At 69.5% G+C, this 20,904-nt stretch carries 21 protein-coding genes; 3 read left to right on the forward strand and 18 right to left on the reverse strand.

What is annotated here, in order from left to right:
- Positions 1 to 12: 12 nt before the first annotated feature.
- The 12 genes from ON37_RS13465 to ON37_RS13520 all read right to left on the reverse strand — a co-directional run bounded on the left by ON37_RS13465 (position 13) and on the right by ON37_RS13520 (position 13,290).
- Positions 13 to 2,709, reverse strand: a complete 2,697-nt coding sequence (locus ON37_RS13465) for a DEAD/DEAH box helicase (RefSeq protein ID WP_040719589.1) — start codon at positions 2,707 to 2,709, stop codon at positions 13 to 15.
- The gene (tatC, locus tag ON37_RS13470) at positions 2,706 to 3,695 is read right to left on the reverse strand and encodes a twin-arginine translocase subunit TatC (RefSeq protein WP_040719542.1); all 990 of its coding nucleotides are present in this window, start codon (positions 3,693 to 3,695) and stop codon (positions 2,706 to 2,708) included. The genes ON37_RS13465 and tatC overlap by 4 nt, the downstream gene beginning before the upstream one ends.
- Positions 3,696 to 3,808: 113 nt before the next feature.
- Entirely contained in the window at positions 3,809 to 4,084 is a 276-nt protein-coding gene (tatA, locus tag ON37_RS13475; RefSeq protein WP_040719544.1) for a Sec-independent protein translocase subunit TatA, read from the reverse strand.
- Positions 4,085 to 4,183: 99 nt separating this feature from the next.
- A complete protein-coding gene (locus tag ON37_RS13480) occupies positions 4,184 to 5,227 on the reverse strand; it encodes a 2-dehydropantoate 2-reductase (RefSeq protein WP_040719545.1) in 1,044 nt (347 codons plus the stop codon).
- On the reverse strand, positions 5,224 to 6,228 hold the full coding sequence (locus ON37_RS13485) for a helix-turn-helix transcriptional regulator (RefSeq protein ID WP_040719591.1): 1,005 nt from the start codon (positions 6,226 to 6,228) through the stop codon (positions 5,224 to 5,226). The genes ON37_RS13480 and ON37_RS13485 overlap by 4 nt, the downstream gene beginning before the upstream one ends.
- A 40-nt stretch (positions 6,229 to 6,268) precedes the next feature.
- Positions 6,269 to 7,264 (reverse strand): helix-turn-helix transcriptional regulator, encoded by a 996-nt coding sequence (locus ON37_RS13490; RefSeq protein WP_085997290.1) that lies wholly within the window; start codon positions 7,262 to 7,264, stop codon positions 6,269 to 6,271.
- A 111-nt stretch (positions 7,265 to 7,375) separates the two neighbouring features.
- Positions 7,376 to 8,734 (reverse strand): Pup--protein ligase, encoded by a 1,359-nt coding sequence (pafA, locus tag ON37_RS13495; protein WP_030518120.1) that lies wholly within the window; start codon positions 8,732 to 8,734, stop codon positions 7,376 to 7,378.
- 245 nt (positions 8,735 to 8,979) lie between these two features.
- Positions 8,980 to 9,762: a proteasome subunit alpha gene (gene prcA, locus ON37_RS13500; protein WP_040719546.1), complete on the reverse strand. Its 783-nt coding sequence runs from the start codon at positions 9,760 to 9,762 to the stop codon at positions 8,980 to 8,982.
- Positions 9,759 to 10,577: a proteasome subunit beta gene (gene prcB / locus ON37_RS13505; protein WP_051031555.1), complete on the reverse strand. Its 819-nt coding sequence runs from the start codon at positions 10,575 to 10,577 to the stop codon at positions 9,759 to 9,761. Before prcB ends, prcA begins: the two co-directional genes overlap by 4 nt.
- Before the next feature lie 26 nt (positions 10,578 to 10,603).
- A complete protein-coding gene (locus tag ON37_RS13510; protein WP_030518123.1) occupies positions 10,604 to 10,798 on the reverse strand; it encodes a ubiquitin-like protein Pup in 195 nt (64 codons plus the stop codon).
- Positions 10,799 to 10,956: 158 nt separating this feature from the next.
- On the reverse strand, positions 10,957 to 12,456 hold the full coding sequence (gene dop / locus ON37_RS13515; RefSeq protein WP_040719550.1) for a depupylase/deamidase Dop: 1,500 nt from the start codon (positions 12,454 to 12,456) through the stop codon (positions 10,957 to 10,959).
- An 84-nt stretch (positions 12,457 to 12,540) separates the two neighbouring features.
- The gene (locus tag ON37_RS13520; RefSeq protein ID WP_051031556.1) at positions 12,541 to 13,290 is read right to left on the reverse strand and encodes a TetR/AcrR family transcriptional regulator; all 750 of its coding nucleotides are present in this window, start codon (positions 13,288 to 13,290) and stop codon (positions 12,541 to 12,543) included.
- A gap of 98 nt (positions 13,291 to 13,388) precedes the next feature.
- Between ON37_RS13520 and ON37_RS13525 the strand changes: the two genes are divergently transcribed.
- Together ON37_RS13525 and ON37_RS34145 are read left to right on the forward strand one after the other, a co-directional pair.
- Entirely contained in the window at positions 13,389 to 14,288 is a 900-nt protein-coding gene (locus tag ON37_RS13525; protein WP_051031557.1) for an AurF N-oxygenase family protein, read from the forward strand.
- Entirely contained in the window at positions 14,285 to 15,187 is a 903-nt protein-coding gene (locus ON37_RS34145; protein WP_083892966.1) for a DUF4873 domain-containing protein, read from the forward strand. The genes ON37_RS13525 and ON37_RS34145 overlap by 4 nt, the downstream gene beginning before the upstream one ends.
- 12 nt (positions 15,188 to 15,199) lie before the next feature.
- On the opposite strand, the gene ON37_RS13535 is transcribed toward ON37_RS34145, so the two are convergent.
- The 6 genes from ON37_RS13535 to ON37_RS13560 all read right to left on the reverse strand — a co-directional run bounded on the left by ON37_RS13535 (position 15,200) and on the right by ON37_RS13560 (position 20,265).
- Positions 15,200 to 15,574: a nuclear transport factor 2 family protein gene (locus ON37_RS13535; protein WP_040719553.1), complete on the reverse strand. Its 375-nt coding sequence runs from the start codon at positions 15,572 to 15,574 to the stop codon at positions 15,200 to 15,202.
- Positions 15,575 to 15,692: 118 nt separating this feature from the next.
- Positions 15,693 to 16,061 (reverse strand): arsenate reductase family protein, encoded by a 369-nt coding sequence (locus ON37_RS13540; protein WP_040719556.1) that lies wholly within the window; start codon positions 16,059 to 16,061, stop codon positions 15,693 to 15,695.
- A gap of 264 nt (positions 16,062 to 16,325) precedes the next feature.
- Complete coding sequence (locus ON37_RS13545; protein WP_245553186.1) at positions 16,326 to 17,870, reverse strand: glycosyltransferase family 39 protein; 1,545 nt, start codon at positions 17,868 to 17,870, stop codon at positions 16,326 to 16,328.
- Between the two features lie 132 nt (positions 17,871 to 18,002).
- Entirely contained in the window at positions 18,003 to 18,863 is an 861-nt protein-coding gene (locus ON37_RS13550) for a 5-oxoprolinase subunit C family protein (RefSeq protein ID WP_040719598.1), read from the reverse strand.
- Positions 18,864 to 18,886: 23 nt separating this feature from the next.
- A complete protein-coding gene (locus ON37_RS13555; RefSeq protein ID WP_040719558.1) occupies positions 18,887 to 19,519 on the reverse strand; it encodes a 5-oxoprolinase subunit B family protein in 633 nt (210 codons plus the stop codon).
- Positions 19,516 to 20,265 carry a LamB/YcsF family protein gene (locus ON37_RS13560; protein WP_040719559.1) on the reverse strand — a complete coding sequence of 250 codons (750 nt, stop codon included), beginning with the start codon at positions 20,263 to 20,265 and terminating at the stop codon, positions 19,516 to 19,518. The genes ON37_RS13555 and ON37_RS13560 overlap by 4 nt, the downstream gene beginning before the upstream one ends.
- Before the next feature lie 99 nt (positions 20,266 to 20,364).
- On the opposite strand from ON37_RS13560, the gene ON37_RS13565 reads away from it, so the two are divergent.
- On the forward strand, positions 20,365 to 20,904 hold a 540-nt coding region (locus ON37_RS13565), incomplete at its 3' end, for an NUDIX hydrolase (protein WP_083892967.1).

The raw sequence follows: 20,904 nt of genomic DNA on the forward strand, positions 1-20,904 counted from the left end.
CAGCCCGGGCGGCTACGCGGCGTCCACCGCCACAACGCCACGCCGGATCGCGCGCACCGACTTCGCGGCGGTGGCGGCGATTTCGGTGTCGTCGGCGGTCTGGTGGATCTGGTCGAGCAGATCGATCACCTGGCGGCACCAGCGCACGAAATCGCCCGCCGACAACGGGCTGCCCTGATCACCGCTGGCCAGCAACGATTCGGCCAACCCGTCGCCGCGGGCCCATTTGTAGACACCGGTCACGAAACCGAGATCGGGTTCCCGCGTCGGCGGCAGCTTGTGACGCGCCTCGTCGCTGCGCAGCTGGCTCCACACCCCGATCGTCGCGCCCACCGCCCGGCGCACCGGCTCGGTCGGTCCGGCGGGACCCAGATAGCCGCCCTCCTGGCGGGATTCGAAGACCAGCACCGACACCACCCCGGCGAGCTCGGCGGCGCCCAAACCCCGCCACAGACCCTGCCGAAGGCATTCGGCCACAACGAGATCCGCTTCGGTGTAGATCCGGGCGAGGCGGCGCCCGTCCGCGGTGACCTCGCCGTCGTCGACGTACCCGCGTTCGCTGAGCAACGCCACGATCCGGTCGAAGGTGCGGGCCAGCGAATTGGTCGTGGCCGCCACCTTCTGCCGCATCGCCTCGGTCTCGCGCTGCAGCCGGTTGTAGCGCTCCCCGATCCGGGCCAGTTGTTCGCGGTCGGGACGGATGTGGGCGGGGTGGGCCCGCAGTGCGCGGCGCAGTGTGGACAGTTCGCGGTCGTCGGCCGCGCGAGCGCGGCCACCGCGCCGGCCACGCCCCGGCACCGCGATTCCCGTGCTGCGCAACGCCGATGCCAGGTCGCGGCGCGCCCGCGCGGTGCGGTGATCGACGTGCCGGGGCAACCGCATCCGTCCCAGCGGCTGCGCGGGGGTGGGAAAGTCGGCCGCCGATACCCGGCCGGCCCAGGTGTCGGCGGTCAGGACCAGCGGACGCGGATCCCCCGGGCTGGCATCCGGCTCCAGAATCACCGCGAGCCCTTGACGGCGGCCGGTCGGGATGGCGACGACGTCGCCGCGGCGCAGCGAGGTCAGCGACGCCACCGCGGCGCCACGGCGATCGGCCCGCCCCTGCCGTTCCAGTTCCCGTTCGCGCTGTTTGACGCGTTCGCGCAGCGACAGGTATTCCAGGAAGCCGTCGTCGCCGATCTGGGAGCGCAGCTTGCGGATCTGGGCCTCGTTGCGTTCGATTCCGCGGACCAGCCCCACCACCGAGCGATCGGCCTGGAACTGGGCGAAGGACCGTTCCAGCAGTTCCCGCGAATGCTCGGCGCCCATCCGGTCGATCAGATTGATCGACATGTTGTACCCCGGCCGGAACGAACTGCGCAGCGGATAGGTCCGGGTGGAGGCCAGGCCGGCGACCGCACTGGTGTCGACATCGGGATGCCACATCACCACCGCGTGGCCCTCGACGTCGATGCCGCGGCGGCCGGCTCGCCCGGTCAGCTGGGTGTACTCGCCCGGCGTCAGCTCGGCGTGGGTTTCCCCGTTGAACTTCACCAGCCGTTCCAGCACCACCGTGCGGGCGGGCATATTGATGCCCAAAGCCAGTGTCTCCGTGGCGAATACGGCACGGACCAGGCCGCGGACGAACAACTCCTCGACGGTGTGCCGGAAGGCCGGCAGCATGCCCGCATGATGAGCGGCGAGCCCGCGGTAGAGCGCTTCGCGCCATTCCCAGTAACCGAGGACGTCCAGATCGGTGCGCGGCAGATCACCGGTGTGCCGCTCGATGACGGCCTCGATCTCCGGGGCGTCCTCGGGCCGGCTCAGATCCAGCCGCGACCGCAGGCACTGCGCGAGGGCGCCGTCGCAGCCGGCCCGGCTGAAGATGAAGGTGATGGCGGGCAGCAGCCCTTCCTCGTCGAGGCGGGCCAGCACCTCCGGGCGCGGCATCGGCCGGAAGTCCCGGCGTGGACCGCCACGATGCCGCGGGCCCGCCCAGCCGTTCATCCGGTCGGCCGCCTCACGATGTTTGATGTAGCGGACCAGATCCTCGTCGACGAGCACCTTCTGATCGCTGGACTTCGGATCGAACAAATCGAACAGGCGGCGGCCGACCATCACGTGCTGCCACAGCGGGACCGGCCGGGTCTCGTCCACGATGACCGCGGTATCACCGCGCACCGTCTCCATCCAGGCGCCGAATTCTTCGGCATTGCTCACCGTCGCCGACAGGCTCACCAACCGGACCTCCGGCGGCAGATGCAGGATGACCTCCTCCCACACCGCGCCGCGGAACCGATCGGCCAGGTAGTGCACCTCGTCCATCACCACGAACGACAGGGCGTGCAGGGCGTCCGACCCCGCGTAGAGCATGTTCCGCAGCACCTCGGTGGTCATCACCACCACGCGGGCGTCCGGATTGATCGATTGATCACCGGTCAGCAGCCCGACCGCGTCGCGACCGTAACGTTCCACCAGATCGGCGTACTTCTGATTCGACAGCGCCTTGATCGGGGTGGTGTAGAAGCACTTCCCGCCGGCCGCGCGCGCCAGATGGACCGCGAATTCCCCGACCACCGTCTTCCCGGCGCCGGTCGGGGCGCACACGAGCACGCTGTGCCCGTTCTGCAGCGCCACGCAGGCCTGCCGTTGGAACGGGTCCAGGGAGAATTTCAGGTCGGCGGCGAATGCCGCGAGTTCGCCAGTCAGCGACGGTTGTCCCACGCTCAGAGGGTATCGGAGTAGTCCGACACCGGGCGCGGAGTTTTCGGCGTGCCACTCGCCGACACCGGCCCGCTGGCGGTCACCGGCTGGGCGGGTTCGACCGGCGTCACACCCTCCAGACCGTCCGGTCCGTCCAGCGGGGACGCCTCGTCGTCCGACAACGCGCCCCAGTTGTCGCCGCGGCGTGCCCGTCGCCGGTCGTTGAGCCGCGCCACCTGCACCGCGACCTCGAACAACACCGTCAGCGCGGCGGCCAGCGCGAGCATGGAGAACGGATCCTGCGGGGTCACGATCGCGGCGAAGACGAACAGCCCGAAGATCATCCCGCGCCGCCACTTCTTCAGCCGCTCGTAGGTCAGCACGCCGATCATGTTCAACCCGACGATCAGCAGCGGCGTCTCGAAGCTCACACCGAAGATGATCAGCAGCTGGATGATGAAGCCGAAGTACTGGCTACCGCTGAGCGCGGTGATCTGCACATTGCTGCCGATCCCCATCAGGAAGCTCAGCGCGTGCGCCACGACCCAGTACGCGAGCACCGCACCCGTGACGAACAGCACCACACCGGAGGCGACGAAGCTGATCGCGTACTTGCGTTCCTTCGCGTAGAGACCGGGTGTGACGAACGCCCACAGCTGGTACAGCCAGATCGGGCAGGCCATCACCACGCCCGCGGTGAGCGCCACCTTGAACCGCAGCATGAACTGCTCGAACGGGGCGGTGGCCAGCAGCCGGCAGGCGCCGTCGGTGGTCAGTTGCGCGCGATGTTCCGGCGGCAGCGAGCAGTACGGGCCGCGCAGGATGTCGCCGAGGCTCTCGATCCCGAGAAAGGAATGGGAGTACCACAGGAATCCGAGCACCGTCGTCAGCGCGACCGCCAGCAGCGATTTCAGCAGCCGCGACCGCAGCTCTTGCAGATGTTCGACCAACGACATCGTGCCGTCGGGATTCGTCCTGCGCCGACTGCGGCGGGGGTCGAACGGGATGCGCATGGATGTGACTGCCTCGCTGGTCGCCGGGCCGGATCCGATTACAACGCCCAACCGTCATCGCACCGCCACCCCGCGGGCGTGTGCCGGGGTGACGGCCGTACGACGGAGCCGGATCAGGCCGTGTGACGATCCTTGTCGGCCTGCGGAGCCGGGTTCGCCGGCTGCGCGGGCGGCAGTTCGGCCGCCGGGGGCTGCTGCCCGGTACCGGACGCATTCGCCGAACCGGACGCCGAGCCGGAGCTCTCGGAGTGCATCTCGCTCATCTCGCTCTTGAAGATGCGCAAGGAACGTCCGAGACCTCGGGCGGCGTCGGGCAGCCGCTTGGCGCCGAACAGCAGCAGGATCACCAACGCAATGATGAGCCAGTGCGTCGGGCTCAATGAACCCATCGAAAACCTCCCAAGACTGTGGTATGTCCGATGCTACCGGACCTGCCTTTCGCGCCGACGCGCGTCACCGCCCGGACCGGCGCGATCGGCGTTGTTCGGTCAGCGCGTAAGGGGTCGCACGCCGCCCGGTGCAGCCGCACCGCGCAACTCGGCGAGCAGCTCGGCGCCGGACCAGCGGCGCTCGTCACCCTCCTCGGCGGCGCGCACCAACTCGATCAGCCGCGCGTTCACCGGGGTCGGCACTCCGACCATGCGGCCCAGATTCACGATTTCCCCACACAGCCAATCGATTTCGGTGCGTCGGCCCAGGGCCAGATCGTCGGCCATCGAGGAGCGCGCCAGCGGGTCGACAGCGAGCACCCGCCCGGCGACTCGTTCGAAGACCGGATCGGGAACCGTCAGCAGGCGCGCCATCAGCCGCGGCGGCAGCACCGTCAGCCGGGCCGGACGGATGCCCGCGCTCCGCATGACGGCCAGCGCCTCCCCCTGAGCCAAGGCGAGGCACCGCCGGTAGTCGCGGGTGGCCAGCTCGTCGCGCAACGGCCGGCCCGACAGGGCGTTGACCGCGTTGTTGAGGTTGAGCAGCAGTTTCGCCCATTGCACCGGACGCAGGTCGCAGCGGCGGTCCAGCGGCAGGCCGGCGCGTTCGAACAGCGGCACGAACCGGGCCAGGGCCGGCACGTCGGCGACCGCCACACTGCCGTCGGTGCCGCGATGGAAATGCCCCTCCCCGTTGTGCGCGACGTTGAACATCACCATTCCCGCGGCCACCACCGGTCCCGGCAGCTCCTCCCGGATCACGGCGTCGTTGCCGATCCCGTTCTGCAGGCTGATCACGAGCGCATCCGGGCGCACACGATCGCGCAACTGCGCCGCGGCCTGCGCGGTCTGCCCCGATTTCACCGTGACCAGCACCAGATCCGCGGTGGCGGCGCTGTCCGGCTCGGTTTCGGTCCGAAAGCCACCGGCCGCGATCCGCTCGTCCCCGCCGTCGAGGTCGGTGAGCCGCAGACCGTGGGCCGCGATCTCGTCCAGGATGCGCGGCCGGCCCACGAAAGCGACCTCGGCACCGGCCGCGGCCAGTTTGCCGCCGACGAAGACGCCGATACTTCCGGCGCCCAGCACCGTCACGCGAAAACTCACGCGGGCCCGACCTCCTCGACGACGTCGTGCTCGTAGCCGAGATCACCGATCTCGTCGTAGGCCGCCAGCGCGGCGGCCGAGCGTTCCCGCACGGCGGTCACCAGCTCCGGCGGCCCGAGCACCGTCACCCCGGAACCGAATCCGAGCAACAGCCGCGCGATCCAGTCCAGCGTGGCGAACCGCATCGTCGCCTCCACACTGCCGTCCGGGTGTACCACCACCGGATGCATCGGATACTGGTCGAGCACCCAGCCGTAGTCGGCGCGAATCCGCAAGCGCGCCAACGCCACCGCCGGATCGTCGGAGAACAGATCCAGCCCCGCCGACTCGTCGGTGGCGTGGCTGGGTGGATCGGCGGGCTCGTCGAGTTCGGTGGCCTCCTCGATCCGGTCGAATCGGAACAGGCGCACGCCCTCGGCCTGCCGACACCAGGCCTGCAGGTAGGAGTTGTTGTCCACCAAGACGATTCGGATGGGATCGACCGTCCGCTCGGACACCACGTCCCGGCTGGCCGAGTAGTACACCAGCCGCAGCGCCCGCCCGTCGGCCAGTGCGGAGCGCACCGTCGTCACCGCCGGCGCTTCGGCCGGGGCCGCGGTGTCGGTTTCGGTGCGCTGCCCGGCCTCCCCGGAGATGGCCGATTCGATCTTCGCGATCGCCGAGCGCGCCGCGGTCGGATCCACCATGCCCGGCAGGTCGGCGATCGACCGCAGGGCCACCAGCAGGGCGGTCGCCTCGATCGAGGTGAGCCGCAGCGGCCGATCGATACCGGCGGAGAAGGTGACCTCGATGCTCTCCTCGGAGAACGACAGGTCGATCAGATCACCGGGACCGTAGCCGGGCAGGCCGCACATCCACAGCTGGTTCAGATCGCTCATCAGCTGTTTGGTACTGACCCCCAGCTCGGCTGCCGCCTCCGGCGCACTGATGCCGGGGTTGGCCAGGAAGTACGGGACCATGTTCAGCAACCGGGACAGGCGGGTCGACAAACGGCTGCTCATCGCCGCACCTCCGCCTCGGATCCGGCACCGTTGCGGCACCTCACGCCGACACCTCCGTCCGCTCCAACACCGAACGCAACCGCGAGATCACGTCGGCGCGCAGGTCCGCCGGCGCCAGGACCAGCGCGTCGGCACCCAATCCGGTGATCAGCCGGGCCACCCAGTCCCGCGAGAGCACCGGCACCTCCACCACCGAACCCGCGCGTCCCCGGACCTCGCGCTCGCCGATCACCACGCCGAGCCGTCGGATCTCCTGCCCGCGGCCCTGCGCGACCCAGACCGTCGCCGAACCGGTCACCGGCGCCGCCCCGGTGACGGTGGCGACGATCTGTCGCAGGTCCACATCGGCCGGTTTGTGCACGGCGTTCTCGGGCCCGTAGATCTCCACGTCGGCGCCGATGCGGGAGAGCCGGAACGTTCGTACCGCGTCGCGGTCGCGATCGTGCCCGACGAGATACCAGCGGCCGTGCCGGGTCACCACACCCCACGGCTCGACATCGCGCACCGTATAGGGCGCGTTGTGGGTGACCCGATGCTCGAACCGCACCGCCCGCCCGGCATCGATGGCCGCCAGGAGTTTGCCCAGCGCCGCCTCCGAACCACGGGTGCGCGCGGGCACCGCCGGCACCGATGCCGATGCGGCCTCCGGATCGACGTGCACCCCAGCGGCCCGCAGCTTCAACACCGCGCTCTCGGCCGCGCTGGCCAGCTCCGGCGACTCCCACAGCTGCACCGCCACCGCCACGGCCGCCGCTTCCGCGCTGGTCAGATCGATATCGGGCAGTTCGTAGGCATCGCGGTTGATGCGATACCCCTCCTGCCCGGAGAATCGGCCGACCGGGCCGACCTCCAGCGGAATCCCCAGATCCCGCAGCTCGTTCTTGTCACGCTCGAACATCCGGCTGAAGGCCTCGTCGCTGGCCGACTCCTCGTAGCCGGCAACGCTGTCCCGGATCCGCTCCGCGGTCAGGAACTGCCGGGTCGACAGCAGCGCGATCACCAGATTCATCAGCCGCTCGACCTTGGAAATCGCCACGCGACACAGAGTAATCGGCGGGCGAGCGCGGCGATGCGCCACCGCACCGATCGGCCGCCGGAATTCATCCGTCCCGGCGGCTGCCCGCGATTCCGGTCCTCGGCATCCGCCTCACATGGAGGCGATGAGCCGATCCACCCGCTCGTCGACCGAGCGGAACGGATCCTTGCACAGCACCGTGCGCTGGGCCTGATCGTTCAGCTTCAGGTGCACCCAGTCGACGGTGAAGTCGCGGCCCGCCTCCTGGGCGGCGGTGATGAAATCGCCGCGCAACTTCGCCCGGGTGGTCTGCGGCGGCGTCGTCACCGCGGCATCGACCGCCTCGTCCTCGGTGACCCGCTTGACCAGCCCTTTGCGCTGCAGCAGATCGAACACACCGCGGCCACGCTTGATGTCGTGGTACGCGAGGTCCAGCTGGGCGATCTTGGGATCCGACAGCTCCATCGAGTACCGGTCCTGATACCGCTGGAACAGCTTGCGCTTGATCACCCAGTCGATCTCGGTGTCGACCTTCGCGAAGTCCTGCGCCTCGACCGCGTCGAGGGTGCGGCCCCACAGGTCCACCACGGCGTCGACCTGCGGATCGCGCTCGCGATTGCGCAGGTGCTCGACCGCGCGGGCATAGTACTCACGCTGGATGTCGAGCGCGCTGGCCTGTCGACCACCGGCCAGCCGCACCGGGCGGCGACCGGTCAGATCGTGGCTGACCTCGCGGATGGCGCGGATCGGATTGTCGAGCGCGAAGTCGCGGAACGAGACCCCGGCCTCGATCATCTCCAACACCAGCGCCGCCGTGCCCACCTTGAGCATGGTGGTCGGCTCGGCCATATTCGAGTCGCCGACGATCACATGCAGGCGGCGGTACTTCTCCGCGTCGGCATGCGGTTCGTCGCGCGTGTTGATGATCGGCCGCGACCTGGTCGTCGCCGAGGACACACCCTCCCAGATGTGCTCGGCCCGCTGCGACAGGCAGAACGTCGCCGCCTTCGGAGTCTGCAGGATCTTGCCCGCACCACAGATCAGCTGCCGGGTCACCAGGAACGGCAACAGCACATCGGAGATGCGGGAGAACTCACCGGCCCGCACCACGAGGAAGTTCTCGTGACAGCCGTAGGAGTTGCCCGCGGAATCGGTGTTGTTCTTGAACAGATAGATATCACCGCCGATCCCCTCCTCCGCCAAGCGCTGCTCGGCATCGATCAGCAACTCCTCGAGCACCCGCTCACCCGCACGATCGTGGGTCACCAGCTGCACCAAGGAGTCGCATTCGGCCGTCGCGTACTCCGGATGGGAACCGACATCGAGATAGAGCCGCGCTCCGTTGCGGAGAAATACGTTCGAACTACGGCCCCAGGACACCACCCGGCGGAACAGATACCGGGCCACCTCGTCAGGACTCAACCGACGGTGACCGTGGAACGTGCACGTCACCCCGAACTCGGTCTCGATCCCCATAATTCGTCGCTGCACACTATCGACATTACAGCCAAGCGAACGCCGAAAGCGGCTGTGCGAGCATGCGGTTGCATACGGGTTCACAACAATTGCGCCCGAGCGGATTTCGCGGCCACCGGTGGCGCCGATTCCCGGGCGGCGGCCGGGCGGATGCCGTACCCTGCGCCCGTCGCCGGGTCGTACCCCCGCCGGACACACATCTGCCCCGCCCTGCGGTCCAGGGCGGGGCAGATATGGCGTAACAGCGTCGCTACCTGCGGTTACGGGTTGGAGGGGTCACCCGCGGACGGAGTCTCCGGTTCCGAACTCTCGGTCCCACCGGTCGCCGCACCGTCCGCGGCAAGCAGTGTTTCCAGCGTCGGATGCGGAATCCGGCGGAAGGCACGGCGCGGGCGGGCCTGCTCGAGGGTCGCCACCTCCAGCGACGACACCGCGATCCCGCGCTTGTCCTTGTCGCCGTTGTCCGGCGACCCCTTCTGCAGGGCCTCCACGGCGGTGCGGATCGCGGCCCGCAACTCCAGGCCCGGCTGATAGGTGTCCTTCAGCGCGGTGCTGATCGGGTCGGTATTGCCACCCATCACCACGAAATCGCGCTCGTCGACGATCGAGCCGTCGAAGTTGATCCGGTACAGCACCGAATTGGACGCCTGCTCGGGGTAGCCGACCTCACCGATGCAGATTTCCACCTCGTAGGGCTTGAGCTGATCGGTGAAGATCGTGCCCAGCGTGGAGGCGTACATATTCGCCAGCGCCCGGCCCGTCACATCGCGGCGGTCGTACTGGTATCCCCGCAGGTCGGCCTGCAGGATGCCGCCGCGCCGCAGACTCTCGAACTCGTTGTACTTCCCGACCGCCGCGAAGCCGATCCGGTCGTAGAGTTCGCTCACCTTGTGCAGCGTCGCCGAGGGGTTCTCGGCGACGAACAGCACACCCTTGTCGTACACCAGCACCACGACACTGCGTCCCCGGGCGATACCTTTGCGCGCAAGTTCGGTCTTGTCGCGCATGATCTGTTCGGCCGACGCGTAGTACGGCAGTGTCATGGACGCGCACTCCCTTCTTCGGCCATCCGCTCGTCGACGATCGAACGCGCGATCTGCTCGAGCCGGTCGTCCGGAACTTCCAGTGCCCCTTCGGCATTGATGACGACGGCGGTCGGGAAGATCCCGCGTTGCAGGTCCGGCCCGCCGGTCGCGGTGTCGTCGTCGGAGGCATCGAGCAGCGATTCGACGGCGATGCGCAGGGCGCGATCCTCGTCCATGTCGCGGCTGTAGGTCTTCTTCAACGACGATTTGGCGAACATCGAGCCCGATCCGGTGGCGGTGTAGCCGAACCGCTCCTCGCTGCGGCCGCCGACCACGTCGTAGGAGACGATTCGACCGGCCCGCTCCGGATCGGTGGCCTCGAGGTCGTAGCCGACCAGGATCGGCACGACCGCCAGGCCCTGCAGCGCCGCGGGCAGATTGTCGCGGACCATCTTCGACAGCTTGTTGGCCTTACCGTCGAAGGTCAGCGGCACGCCCTCGATCTTCTCGTAGTACTCGAGTTCCACCGCGAACAGGCGGATCATCTCCACCGCCACGCCCGCGGTACCGGCGATGCCGGCCGCGGAGAACGTGTCGGTGATGTACACCTTCTCCATATCGCGGCTGGCCAGCAGGTTGCCCTGGGTGGCCCGGCGGTCGCCGGCGATCAGTACCCCGCCGCGGTAGGTCACCGCGACGATGGTGGTGCCGTGCGGCGCCAGGTCCCCGGCATTGCCGGCGGAACCGGAGGCCGCGCCGAAACCCTTGCCCGGCAACAGTTCCGGCGCGTTTTCCCGCAGATATTCGGAGAAGGACGAGAGGGCGTACCCCATGTGGAGCCGCAAGGGGTCACCTGATGTCACTGGCCGCCTTTCTGGACGTAGGCACGCACGAAGTCCTCCGCGTTCTCCTCGAGCACGTCATCGATCTCGTCGAGCAGGTCGTCGGTCTCCTCGGCCAGCTTTTCGCGGCGCTCCTGTCCCGCGGCCTCGACACCGGCCGCGTCGTCGTCCTCGTCGCCACCACCGGCGCGCTTGGTCTGCTCTTGTGCCATAGCAGCCGACCTCCTCTGTACTGATCATCGGCGAGCATCGGAAACCTCCGATGCTCGTCCCTCAACACTACCCAGCGACGGCGACAACATGCCGGATTACCTCGCAATGTGGCACCGCCGCAACGCCGCAGCGGCCGGTACGCGCCGCCGGCCGGCGGTCAGGAGGTGAGCTGCTTGACCAGTTCGGCGGCGGTGCCGGCCCCCTCGAGCAGCTTGCCGACGTGGGATTTCGTCCCACGTCGCGGCTCCAGGGTGGGGATACGGACCAGCGAATCCCCGCCGAGATCGAAGATCACCGAATCCCAGCTGGCCGCGGCGATATCGGCGCCGAACCGGCGCAGGCATTCCCCGCGGAAGTAGGCGCGGGTATCGGTCGGCGGGTTGGTCATCGCGTCGGTGACCTGCTGTTCGGAGACCAGGCGCTGCATCGAGCCACGGGCCACCAGGCGGTTGTAGAGCCCCTTGTCCAGGCGCACGTCGGAGTACTGCAGGTCCATCAGGTGCAGTTTCGGCGCGGCCCAGCCCAGGCCCTCCCGGCTGCGCATGCCCTCGAGCAGGCGCAACTTGGCGGGCCAGTCGAGCAGATGCGCGCACTCCATCGGATCGCGTTCGAGCAGATCGAGCACGTGCGCCCACTTCTCCAGCACATCGGTGACGCGCGGATCGTCGGTGCCCTCGCGATCGTGGAACTTCTCCACCCGGTCGAGGTAGATCCGTTGCAGCGCAAGGCCGGTCAGCTCCCGGCCGTCGACGAGCGCCACCGTCGCCCGCAGGCTGGGATCGTGGCTGATGGTGTGCACCGCGGTGACGGGCCGGGCGAGCTGCAGATCGGAGAGATCCTCGCCCGCCTCGATCAGATCGAGCACCAGCGCGGTGGTGCCGACCTTGAGGTAGGTCGACCATTCGGCGAGGTTGGCGTCGCCGATGATGACGTGCAGGCGGCGGTACTTGTCGGCGTCGGCGTGCGGTTCGTCGCGGGTGTTGATGATGCCGCGCTTCAGGGTGGTCTCCAGGCCGACCTCGACCTCGATGTAGTCCGAACGCTGCGACAGCTGGAATCCGGCGTGATCACCGGATTGGCCGATGCCGACCCGGCCCGACCCCGTCACCACCTGCCGGGAGACGAAGAACGGAGTGAGCCCCACGATGATCTGGTTGAACGGGGTATCGCGGCTCATCAGATAGTTCTCGTGGGTGCCGTAGGAGGCGCCCTTGCCGTCGACGTTGTTCTTGTACAGCTGCATGCGCGGCGCTCCGGGCACGCTGGAGGCGTAGCGGGCGGCCGCCTCCATCACTCGCTCGCCGGCCTTGTCCCAGATCACGGCGTCCAGCGGGTCCACCACCTCGGGGGCGGAGTACTCCGGGTGGGCGTGGTCGACGTAGAGCCGGGCACCGTTGGTGAGGATCATGTTCGCCGCGCCGACCTCGTCGGCGTCGATCACCGGCGCCGGCCCGTTGAGCCGGCCCAGGTCGAAGCCACGCGCGTCGCGCAGCGGCGATTCCACCTCGTAGTCCCAGCGAGTGCGCTTGGCCCTGGGGACGCCCTCGGCCGCCGCGTACGCCAGGACGGCCTGGGTGGATGTGAGAATCGGGTTGGCCGAGGGTTCGGTGGGCGTGGAGATGCCGTACTCGACCTCGATTCCGATGATGCGCTGCATGCCTCGAGCCTAGGCGACGGGCCGGATTCCCGGGGCCGCCCGGGGGGGCGGTCGGCGGGACCCGGCGGCGTCCGCCGGGCGAATTCAGTTGGCGACCAGCGAGTCCGGTACGGCCCGCGATGCCATCAGGTCGGCGACGGTGGCGTCCCGGTCCAGCGCCACCCCGACGCTGCGCGCATTGCTCTCCAGCAGGCCGAGTACCGATTCGGTCACGATCGCCTCGATCTGCTCGGAGCCCAGCGTGGCGGCCGTTTCCGCGCGCCAGCTGTTGACCACGGCATCGACGAATCCGACGATCCCGAAGGCCATCGGCCGCGCCCGCAACGGGTCGATACCGATCCGCGCGGCGGCGGTGGCGAACAGATCCGCCAGCCGGGTGCCGATCCGGTCCCGCGCCCCGGCCAAGGCCTGCGACGAATCACCGTGCGGCGCACCGGCGGCCAGGAAACGGTGCAGATGTGGATGGGCGGCAACCCAGCCCACGTAGGTGCCGACCGCGCCGCGCACCGCGTCCTTGACCGTCCCGTCCAGGCGCAGGGTCGGAAGAAGTTGCGCGAGCAGCGATTCCAGAATCCGGCCGCGGATCTGCTCGTCCAGATCGGTGCGGCCGTCGAAATGCCGGTACACCACCGGCCGCGGCAGGCCGAGCCGGTCGGCGATCTGCTGCACCGAGACCTCGGCGCCGTTGTCCTCGATCACCTCGACCGCCGCCTCGATGACCTCGGCGCGGCGGCGTTGTTTATGCCCGTTCCAGCGCGTGCTGCGACCGTCCACCGGCGCCGCCGCGGACCGTTGCGACGACCGCGTGGAGGGCTCGGCACGGGACTCGCTCACAGATCAACGATACCCGTCCGGTATTGACCGATACACGCCGTCTCACTAATATTTGTGTTACACCATGTCTCGGTAAGTCGATCGTTTGGAGCGCAGATATGGGCAACGACGCCACCCTGCTGCCGCAAGACGCCTTCGCCCAGCGACTCCTGCTGGGTTCGGTGCGCAAGTCCTACGACCCCGTGGTCGATCTGGACTGGGACGCGCCGCTGGATCCCGACAAACTGTTCCTGCCCCCGGAGGTCGTCTCCCTCTACGGCACCGAACTCTGGGAGCGCATGTCGCCGCAGCAGCGCCGCGAACTGTCGCGTCAGGAACTGGCCAACATCCTCTCGGTGGGCATCTGGTTCGAGAACCTGCTGAACCGATTGTTGTTGCGCGAGTTGATGAACGGCGATCCGACCTCGCACCGGTCGCGGTACACGCTCACCGAGATGGGCGACGAATGCCGGCACATGACCATGTTCGGCACCCTGATCGATCGCATCGACGCCCGCCCGTACTGGCCGAAAGCACCTGCCCGCCTGGCGATTTCGTCCCTGCAACTGATTCTGCACGGCCCCATGGTGTGGGTGGGCGCGCTGGTCGGCGAGGAGATCTTCGACGCGCTGCAGCGCCGCACCATCGACGATCCGCAGTTGCAGCCGCTGGTCGCCCGCGCGTTCCGCGTGCACGTCACCGAGGAAGCCCGCCACATCGGCTTCGCGCGGGATTCGCTGGCCCGCCGGGTGCCCTCGATGTCGCGGCCCGAGCTGCTGTACGTGCGGATGTGCGTTGCGGTGGCCGCCCCGCTGTTCGTTCGCCTGATCACCAATCGGCACATGTACACGCGAGCCGGCCTGGACGCCCGGGTGGCCAGACGGGCCGCACTCGACAACCCGCACGCCCACCGCGCCCTGGCGGCCGGCGCGGCGGACCTCGGCGCCTTTCTCGACGAACACGGCCTGCTCGGCCCGATCGGCAAGCGGATCTGGCGCCGACGGGGATTCCTCGCATGACCGCCCGCCGGCGCTGCGCCACCGCCCCAGCCGGTGTCGCCGTCCTGGCCGCCCGGCCCGCCGCACCGGTCGTGATATCGGCATTGCGCGGCAACGGCATTCACGACGCGTGCGTGCTCGGTTCCGTACCGGTGGCCGATGCCCCGGGCCGCCCCGACGCGGTCCACACGATGGACTTCGACGACGCGCAGGACCTGTGGCGCTTGCACACGACCGACGGCATCTCGACGGCGTCGGTCGTCGTCCTCGCCGACCACACACTCGATCCCGGCCGGGTGCGCGGCCTCGACGGCAACGACCTGCGCACGGTCGTCCGGGGCCCGGCCGCCCACCTCGGCATCGCGGTGCACGGCCTGCCGAACCTGTTCTGGACACATCCGCCCACCGACGTGCAGTGGCCGCGCCACCCGATCGCCGATCGAGCCGAATACATCGCGCGGTGCATCGTCGCGATGCGACGCGCCGGATGCACCCGAATCCGGGTGCGGCATGCGGTACAGCACGAATCCGCCCGGCGGTGGGCGGCGAATCCCGGTGTGCGCCGCCGGCTCCCCCGGCCAGATCGCGCCCATTTCGAGCTCACCGTGGCCGCCGACCGGACCGCCGCTCACGAATACTCGGGTCCGGCGGTCCTCGATACACCGGGTGCCGATATCGCGGTGACGGCCACCTTGAACGGCCATCCCGATCCGATCGACGGCCGCTACCACTGGTACGGCCGCCTGAGCGCGACCGATCCCGACGCACTACCCGATCCGGGTCGCGCGGCCGTCGTCCTGCGCCTCCCCGGTGCGGAACCCGCGCCGGGAAGACTGCAGGAGCGCGACCCGTGGGGAAATCTGCGGATCACCGGCGTCGGGCGACCGCCGTTTCCCCTGGCCGACAAGGATTTTCGCTGAGCAGACGGATTCTCAGCCCGGGACCTTGTCCAGGAATCCGTGCACGCGCGCGATGCGATCACCGTCGAGCACGACCACATCGAAGCCCACGATCAGCGGCTCGGCGCCGGGAGTACCCAGGGTCCAGGTGAACCGCAGCTGGTCGTGGTGCCCGTCGACCGGCCCGAGCCCGAACGCCATACCGGCGAACTGTTCTCGCACGCCGGCGATCATCTCGTCGATCGCGGCGACTCCGGCGACGGCCGCGAGCGGATCGGTGTAGGTGGCATCCGGCCGATACAGCTCGTCGAGCAGTTTGCGACGGGCCGAGGCGTCGGCTTCGTTCCAGGTGTCGATGTAGCGCTGGGCGACCGCTTCGTAGGTGCTGCTGGTTTCGTATTCGCTCATACGACGAGCATGTCGGAGTCCGCGCGCCCGGTCGATTACCTGTCGGGTAATCCCCTGCCACACCGAACCGGTTGTCGCGCAGCCGGACTCGGCCGCCTGCCGCGTGCACCGCGGCGGGCTACAGCACCGATTTCAGCGATTCCTCGTCCCGCGCGACAACGGCCCGGCCGTCGGGGGTGACCACGATCGGACGCTGAATCAGCTTCGGATTGCTCGCCAGTGTCTCGATCCATCGGTCCCGATCGGCCTCGGTGCGCGACCAGCCGGCCATTCCGAGCTCCTTCGCCTCCGGTTCCCCGGTGCGAGTGATGTCCCAGGGCTCCAGCCCCAGTTGCGCCAGCACCTGTCGAAGATCGTCGGCGGTCGGCGGATCGTCGAGATACTGCCGCTCGATGTAGGCCACTCCGGCCGCGTCCAGCGCGCTTTTGGCCGCGCGGCTCTTGGAACAGCGAGGGTTGTGCCAGATCTGCGTTTGTCCGGATGTCATAGCCGAAAACCCTAGCGCGCCGATCACGCGATGAGAGGCGGTGCCGGCGACGCTGCGGGTCCCCTGCTCGCCGACCACGCGTGGGAGCCGGGGACACGGCCTGCGTGATCTCGAGGCTCCACCGACGGCGATGCTGCTGCGCCCCGACCGGTACGTCTCCGGGCCACCGACGACGCGAGTGCCGGCGGGCTGTGCGACGCGCTCACCCAGTGGTTGGCTCCGCACCCGTGCCGGTGCACGCGCAGCGAGGCCGGGGTACCGAACTCACAGGTGCATCCACTCCGGCCACATCCGCGACCACGGTTGCTTCGGTCCGGTGCAGTCGAAGATCGTGACATCCCTGGTGTTGCCGACGAAGCCGAGCCGGGTGTCGACCCTGCCGACCGGGGTGAGCGAGGCACACCGGGCGCGCAGATCCGCCTCGTCACCACCGACGATCAGGGCGGTCGCGGCGCTGTCGGGCGGGGCGCCGAAATAGCCGAAGCCGCGACTGGGACTGTAGATCGGCGGCAGATCCGAGCGACCGAACTGGTCCAGAGCGCTTGCCTGCCAATAGGTATCCGTGATCACCACGGCGCTGCCGCGGGATTCCGCCGGCAGGTTCCGGTACGCGGCCGTGACCGCCGCGGTGAGCTCCGGCCAGCCGAACTGACCGTAGGTCCCGATCGCCACGGCGGCCGCGACCTCGTCGCGCGGCGGCTCGATCGCCGAGGCCGGTTTCCACGGCAACGACAGCACGATGGAGGCCACGGCGACAGCGGCCACGACACCGGTGAGCCCCGTACCGACCCGGCGCCGCACGGTCGACCGGCTGCCCAGCCGGTCCACCAGAGCCACCGCCCCGGCCGCCATCACCACCGCGTACATGCCGGACGGGTAGTACACCCGCCCACCGGTGATCAGGAAGGCCAGCTCCACCAGAATCAGGGCGACGGCGAGGAAGCGGTAGGGGCGCAACGGTTTCCAGATCAGCAACGCGACGAGACCACACAGCAGCAGCGGCGCGCCGAGGATCCCCGCCAGGATCAGCGACATCGGTACGAACAGCAGCCGCCCGCCCAGGATCGCCTGTTCGGCAGCGATCTCGGCGCCCATTGCCAGCTGCGGCCAGCCGTGGCGGGCCTGCCAGATCAGCTGCGGGAGCGCCGCGAGCGCCGTCAGCGCGCCGCCGGCCCAGAGCAGCGGGCGGCACACCAGGGCTCGGGGCCCGGCCACGACACAGCCCAGCGCCACCGCGACCCAGAAGAACGGGATCAACCATTTGATCTCGAGATCGATCGCCGTCACCACTCCGGCGGCCAGCAACAGCCCGTCGCGGCGGGTTCGCACCCAACGCACCACCAACCAGGTGATCAGCACCCACAACGCGGTGTCGAGCGCGTTGGTGGTCAACATGGCGCCCTGCAGCAGCAGAAACGGTGAACAGGCGTAACCCAGCGCGGCGACGGCCTGTGCACCCCGGCCGCCGCCGAACTCGCGAGCGATCATGGCGCACAGCACGATTGCCGCCACGGTGATCAACACCGCCGGCAGGCGCAGCGCCGGATACGAGCCCGGGACGAGAACGTCCATCATTCTGGCCAACAGCGGCAGCGCGGGGCCCTGATCGGCGTAACCCCAGGCCGGCCGCCGCCCGGCGGCGAGGAAATAGAGTTCGTCACCGAAATAGCCGTATTCGGAGGCGGCGAACAGCAAGGCCGCTCCACCGGCCGCGGCGATCGGCCCGACCACCGCCCACGCCGGGCGCGGAAGCGGCGCCGACCCCGCTTGCACGGGCGACACCGGCTCGGATTCGAGTATCTCGGCCACCGGCACGCTCCTCGGTCGCGGCGTTCACAGGACGTCTGTGAACCTATCGGCCCGGAATACCCTGTGTAGTCGGCCCGCAGGCCGATTCCGGATCAGCCTCGAGAGGTATGCCGGACCCGTCCGAACGACGGATCACGGTGTCCAGGGCCGGAATTCGACCAGCTGCCCGGGTCGCGCCTGCCCGAACAGATCCACATCGGCATCGATGACCGTGCCGACCACCGGATACCCGCCGGTGATGGGGTGATCGGCCAGCAACACCACCGGACGGCCCGCCGGCGGGACCTGAATGGCTCCCAAAGCCATTCCCTCGGTGGGCAATTCGCCGTCGTGGACGCGCTGCAGCGGTGGCGCCTCGGCGTGCCGATCCAGCCGGACACCGATCCGGTCGATTTCCGTGGAGATCTGCCACGCGCCGGTGAACAGATCGGCGGGATTGCGGAACCAATCCGCGCGTGGCCCGAGGCGTACCCGGGCGCGGAGGGTGCCGCCGGTGAGCGGGACGATCGGGGCGAGATCGACCGACGGCCAGCCCCGCGGTGGTGCCCCTACCGGCAGCAGATCACCGCGCCGCAGGGGCTCGGGGCCGAGGCCGGCCAGCGTGTCCCGGCTGCGGGAGCCGAGTACCGGCGCCACCGCGAATCCGCCGCGCACGGCGAGATAGCAGCGCAGGCCGGTGACGGCGGTGCCGAGGCGGATCGACTGCCCCGGCTCGACGAACAACACCGAGGCCGGCGGCTCGCGACGACCGGCGACCGTGATCGGCACCGGCGCACCCGTCACCGCCACCACAGCGGGGGCGTCGAACTCCACAGCGAGCCCGCCGAGCACACATTCCACCGCGGCGGCTCCCTCCGGGTTGCCCACCAGGCGGTTCGCCAACCGCAGCGCCCGCCGGTCCACCGCTCCCGAGACGCCGACTCCGGCGTGGAACCAGCCCGGCCGGCCCAGATCCTGCACGGTGCTCGACGCGCCGGGCTCGAGCACCCGCATCCGGGCCGGCGGGCGCGCGGTGGTCACCGCTCCACCGCCACGAATCGGACCCGGGTGCCGGCCCGCAGCAGCGCCGGCTCCGGCCGGTCCTGATCCCACAGCGCCAGGTCGGTCCGCCCGATCAACTGCCAGCCACCCGGTGAGCTGCGGGGATAGATCGCGCTGTAACCACCCGCCAGAGCCACCGACCCAGCGGGGACGACGGTGCGCGCCTGGGCCCGCCGCGGTACCGTCAGCTGCGCCCGCGGCGCCTGCAGATATCCGAAGCCCGGCGCGAATCCGATGAAGGCGCAATACCATTCGGCTCCGGTGTGCCGATCGACGAGTTCGCGGGTCGTGATGCCCAGCAGATCGGCGGCCGCGGCGAGGTCGGGACCGTCGTACCGCACCGGGACGGTCACCGGGTCCGCCGCGGTGCCGGCGTGGTCGGCGGTACCGGAGTCCAGCACCAGGGTGCGCAGCCGGTTCTCGATCACGGCGACGTCGGCACCCGCGCGCAGGGTCAGCAGGACGGTGGTCGCCGCGGGCAGCAGATCGGCCACGCCGTCGATGGGGGCGTGGCGCAGCTGATCGAGCAGAACCGGCAACTGCGCGGCATCGTCGGGTTCGAGCAGGAGCGCCCGGTCTCCCGCCGGCCGCACGGTCACGGCGGTCATTCGAAGCTCCGCAACTCGACGCCCTGGTCCAGCAGCGACTGCCGGATCGACCGGGCCATGCGCACGGCGTCGGGGGAATCGCCGTGGACGCACAGGCTCCGCACGCGTACCGCAACCGGCTCACCGGTGACGGTCCGGGCCCGTCCGTCCACCGCGATCGACACCGCCTGCCGCAGCGCGGCGTCGGCCGCCAGTACCGCCCCTGACTGTCCGCGCGGCACCAGCCGGCCCTGCGGGGTGTAGGCGCGGTCGGCGAAACCTTCGGCGTGGAACGGAATTCCGGCCGCCGCCGCGGCCGCCGAGAGCTCGGAGTCGGCCGGACCGAGCAGGCTCAGCCCACCGAACGCCGCCAGCGCCGCCACCACGGCCTCCGCCGTCGACCGGTCCGATGCTGCCGAATGGTACAGCGCACCATGGGGTTTCACGTAGCGCACGCGATCGCCGGCAGCGCGCGCGCAGGCGTCCAGCGCACCGATCTGATACAGCGATTCCGCCGTGAGCTCCGCCGGAGAGACGGCCATCGCCCGCCGGCCGAAGCCCGCGAGGTCGCGGTAGGAGATGTGCGCACCGATCCGTACCCCGTGTGCGACGGCCAGCTCGCAGGTGCGGCGCATGATCACCGGATCCCCGGCATGAAATCCGCAGGCGATGTTGGCGCTGGTGACGATATCGAGCAGGGCGGCATCGTCGCCCATCGTCCACGCCCCGAACCCCTCACCGAGGTCGCTGTTCAGATCGATCACCATGCCGGTTCACCTCCGTCTCCTCCCTACCATCATCACCACCCACGTCGGCCGGATACCACCTACCCCGGACTCGTGCGCCCGCCGCCTAGGCTGACCGGAATGGGTGAGATCATCGCCGTCTACGACGACCTCGGCCACCGGACCGGCAGCGCCGAGCGCGCAGTGGTGTATGCCGAGGGATTGTGGCATGCGAGCGCCGGCGTCCTGGTGCGATCGCTGGACGGACGGCGCATCTACGTGCATCGCCGCACCGATACCAAGATGGTGTTCGCCGGTATGCACGACTGCCTCGCCGGCGGGGTGCTCGGTCCGGGTGAGGATCCCGCTGCCGCCGCGGTGCGCGAACTGGGCGAGGAGCTGGGAATCGTTGTGGCTGCGGCCGATGCCCGCCTGCTGGCCCGCGCGGCGTGGGACGGGCAGTGGGCGGGACGGCCGATGCGGTGTCACCTCTTCGCGTACGAGGTGCGCTCCGACGGTCCGATCACTCACCAGCCCGAAGAGATCGCGGCGGGCTGGTGGTGGACCGATGCCGAATTGCGCGCCCGGCTGTCCGATCCCGACTGGCCGTTCGTGCCCGATACCCGGGTGCTCGTCGACCGGCTGCTGCGCGACCGGCCCGGCCGCGCGGATCCGGGCGCC

Source organism: Nocardia veterana NBRC 100344, assembly GCF_000308855.1.
GTDB lineage: Bacteria > Actinomycetota > Actinomycetes > Mycobacteriales > Mycobacteriaceae > Nocardia > Nocardia veterana.

Excerpts from the sequence above, each read along its gene's own strand:
- tatC (WP_040719542.1), bottom strand. The coding sequence starts at position 3,695 with ATGCGCATCCCGTTCGACCCCCGCCGCAGTCGGCGCAGGACGAATCCC.
- tatA (WP_040719544.1), bottom strand. The coding sequence starts at position 4,084 with ATGGGTTCATTGAGCCCGACGCACTGGCTCATCATTGCGTTGGTGATC.
- ON37_RS13485 (WP_040719591.1), bottom strand. The coding sequence starts at position 6,228 with ATGAGCAGCCGTTTGTCGACCCGCCTGTCCCGGTTGCTGAACATGGTC.
- prcA (WP_040719546.1), bottom strand. The coding sequence starts at position 9,762 with ATGACACTGCCGTACTACGCGTCGGCCGAACAGATCATGCGCGACAAG.
- prcB (WP_051031555.1), bottom strand. The coding sequence starts at position 10,577 with ATGGGGTACGCCCTCTCGTCCTTCTCCGAATATCTGCGGGAAAACGCG.
- ON37_RS13510 (WP_030518123.1), bottom strand. The coding sequence starts at position 10,798 with ATGGCACAAGAGCAGACCAAGCGCGCCGGTGGTGGCGACGAGGACGAC.
- dop (WP_040719550.1), bottom strand. The coding sequence starts at position 12,456 with ATGCAGCGCATCATCGGAATCGAGGTCGAGTACGGCATCTCCACGCCC.
- ON37_RS13525 (WP_051031557.1), top strand. The coding sequence starts at position 13,389 with ATGGGCAACGACGCCACCCTGCTGCCGCAAGACGCCTTCGCCCAGCGA.
- ON37_RS34145 (WP_083892966.1), top strand. The coding sequence starts at position 14,285 with ATGACCGCCCGCCGGCGCTGCGCCACCGCCCCAGCCGGTGTCGCCGTC.
- ON37_RS13535 (WP_040719553.1), bottom strand. The coding sequence starts at position 15,574 with ATGAGCGAATACGAAACCAGCAGCACCTACGAAGCGGTCGCCCAGCGC.
- ON37_RS13540 (WP_040719556.1), bottom strand. The coding sequence starts at position 16,061 with ATGACATCCGGACAAACGCAGATCTGGCACAACCCTCGCTGTTCCAAG.
- ON37_RS13550 (WP_040719598.1), bottom strand. The coding sequence starts at position 18,863 with ATGCGGGTGCTCGAGCCCGGCGCGTCGAGCACCGTGCAGGATCTGGGC.
- ON37_RS13555 (WP_040719558.1), bottom strand. The coding sequence starts at position 19,519 with ATGACCGCCGTGACCGTGCGGCCGGCGGGAGACCGGGCGCTCCTGCTC.
- ON37_RS13560 (WP_040719559.1), bottom strand. The coding sequence starts at position 20,265 with ATGGTGATCGATCTGAACAGCGACCTCGGTGAGGGGTTCGGGGCGTGG.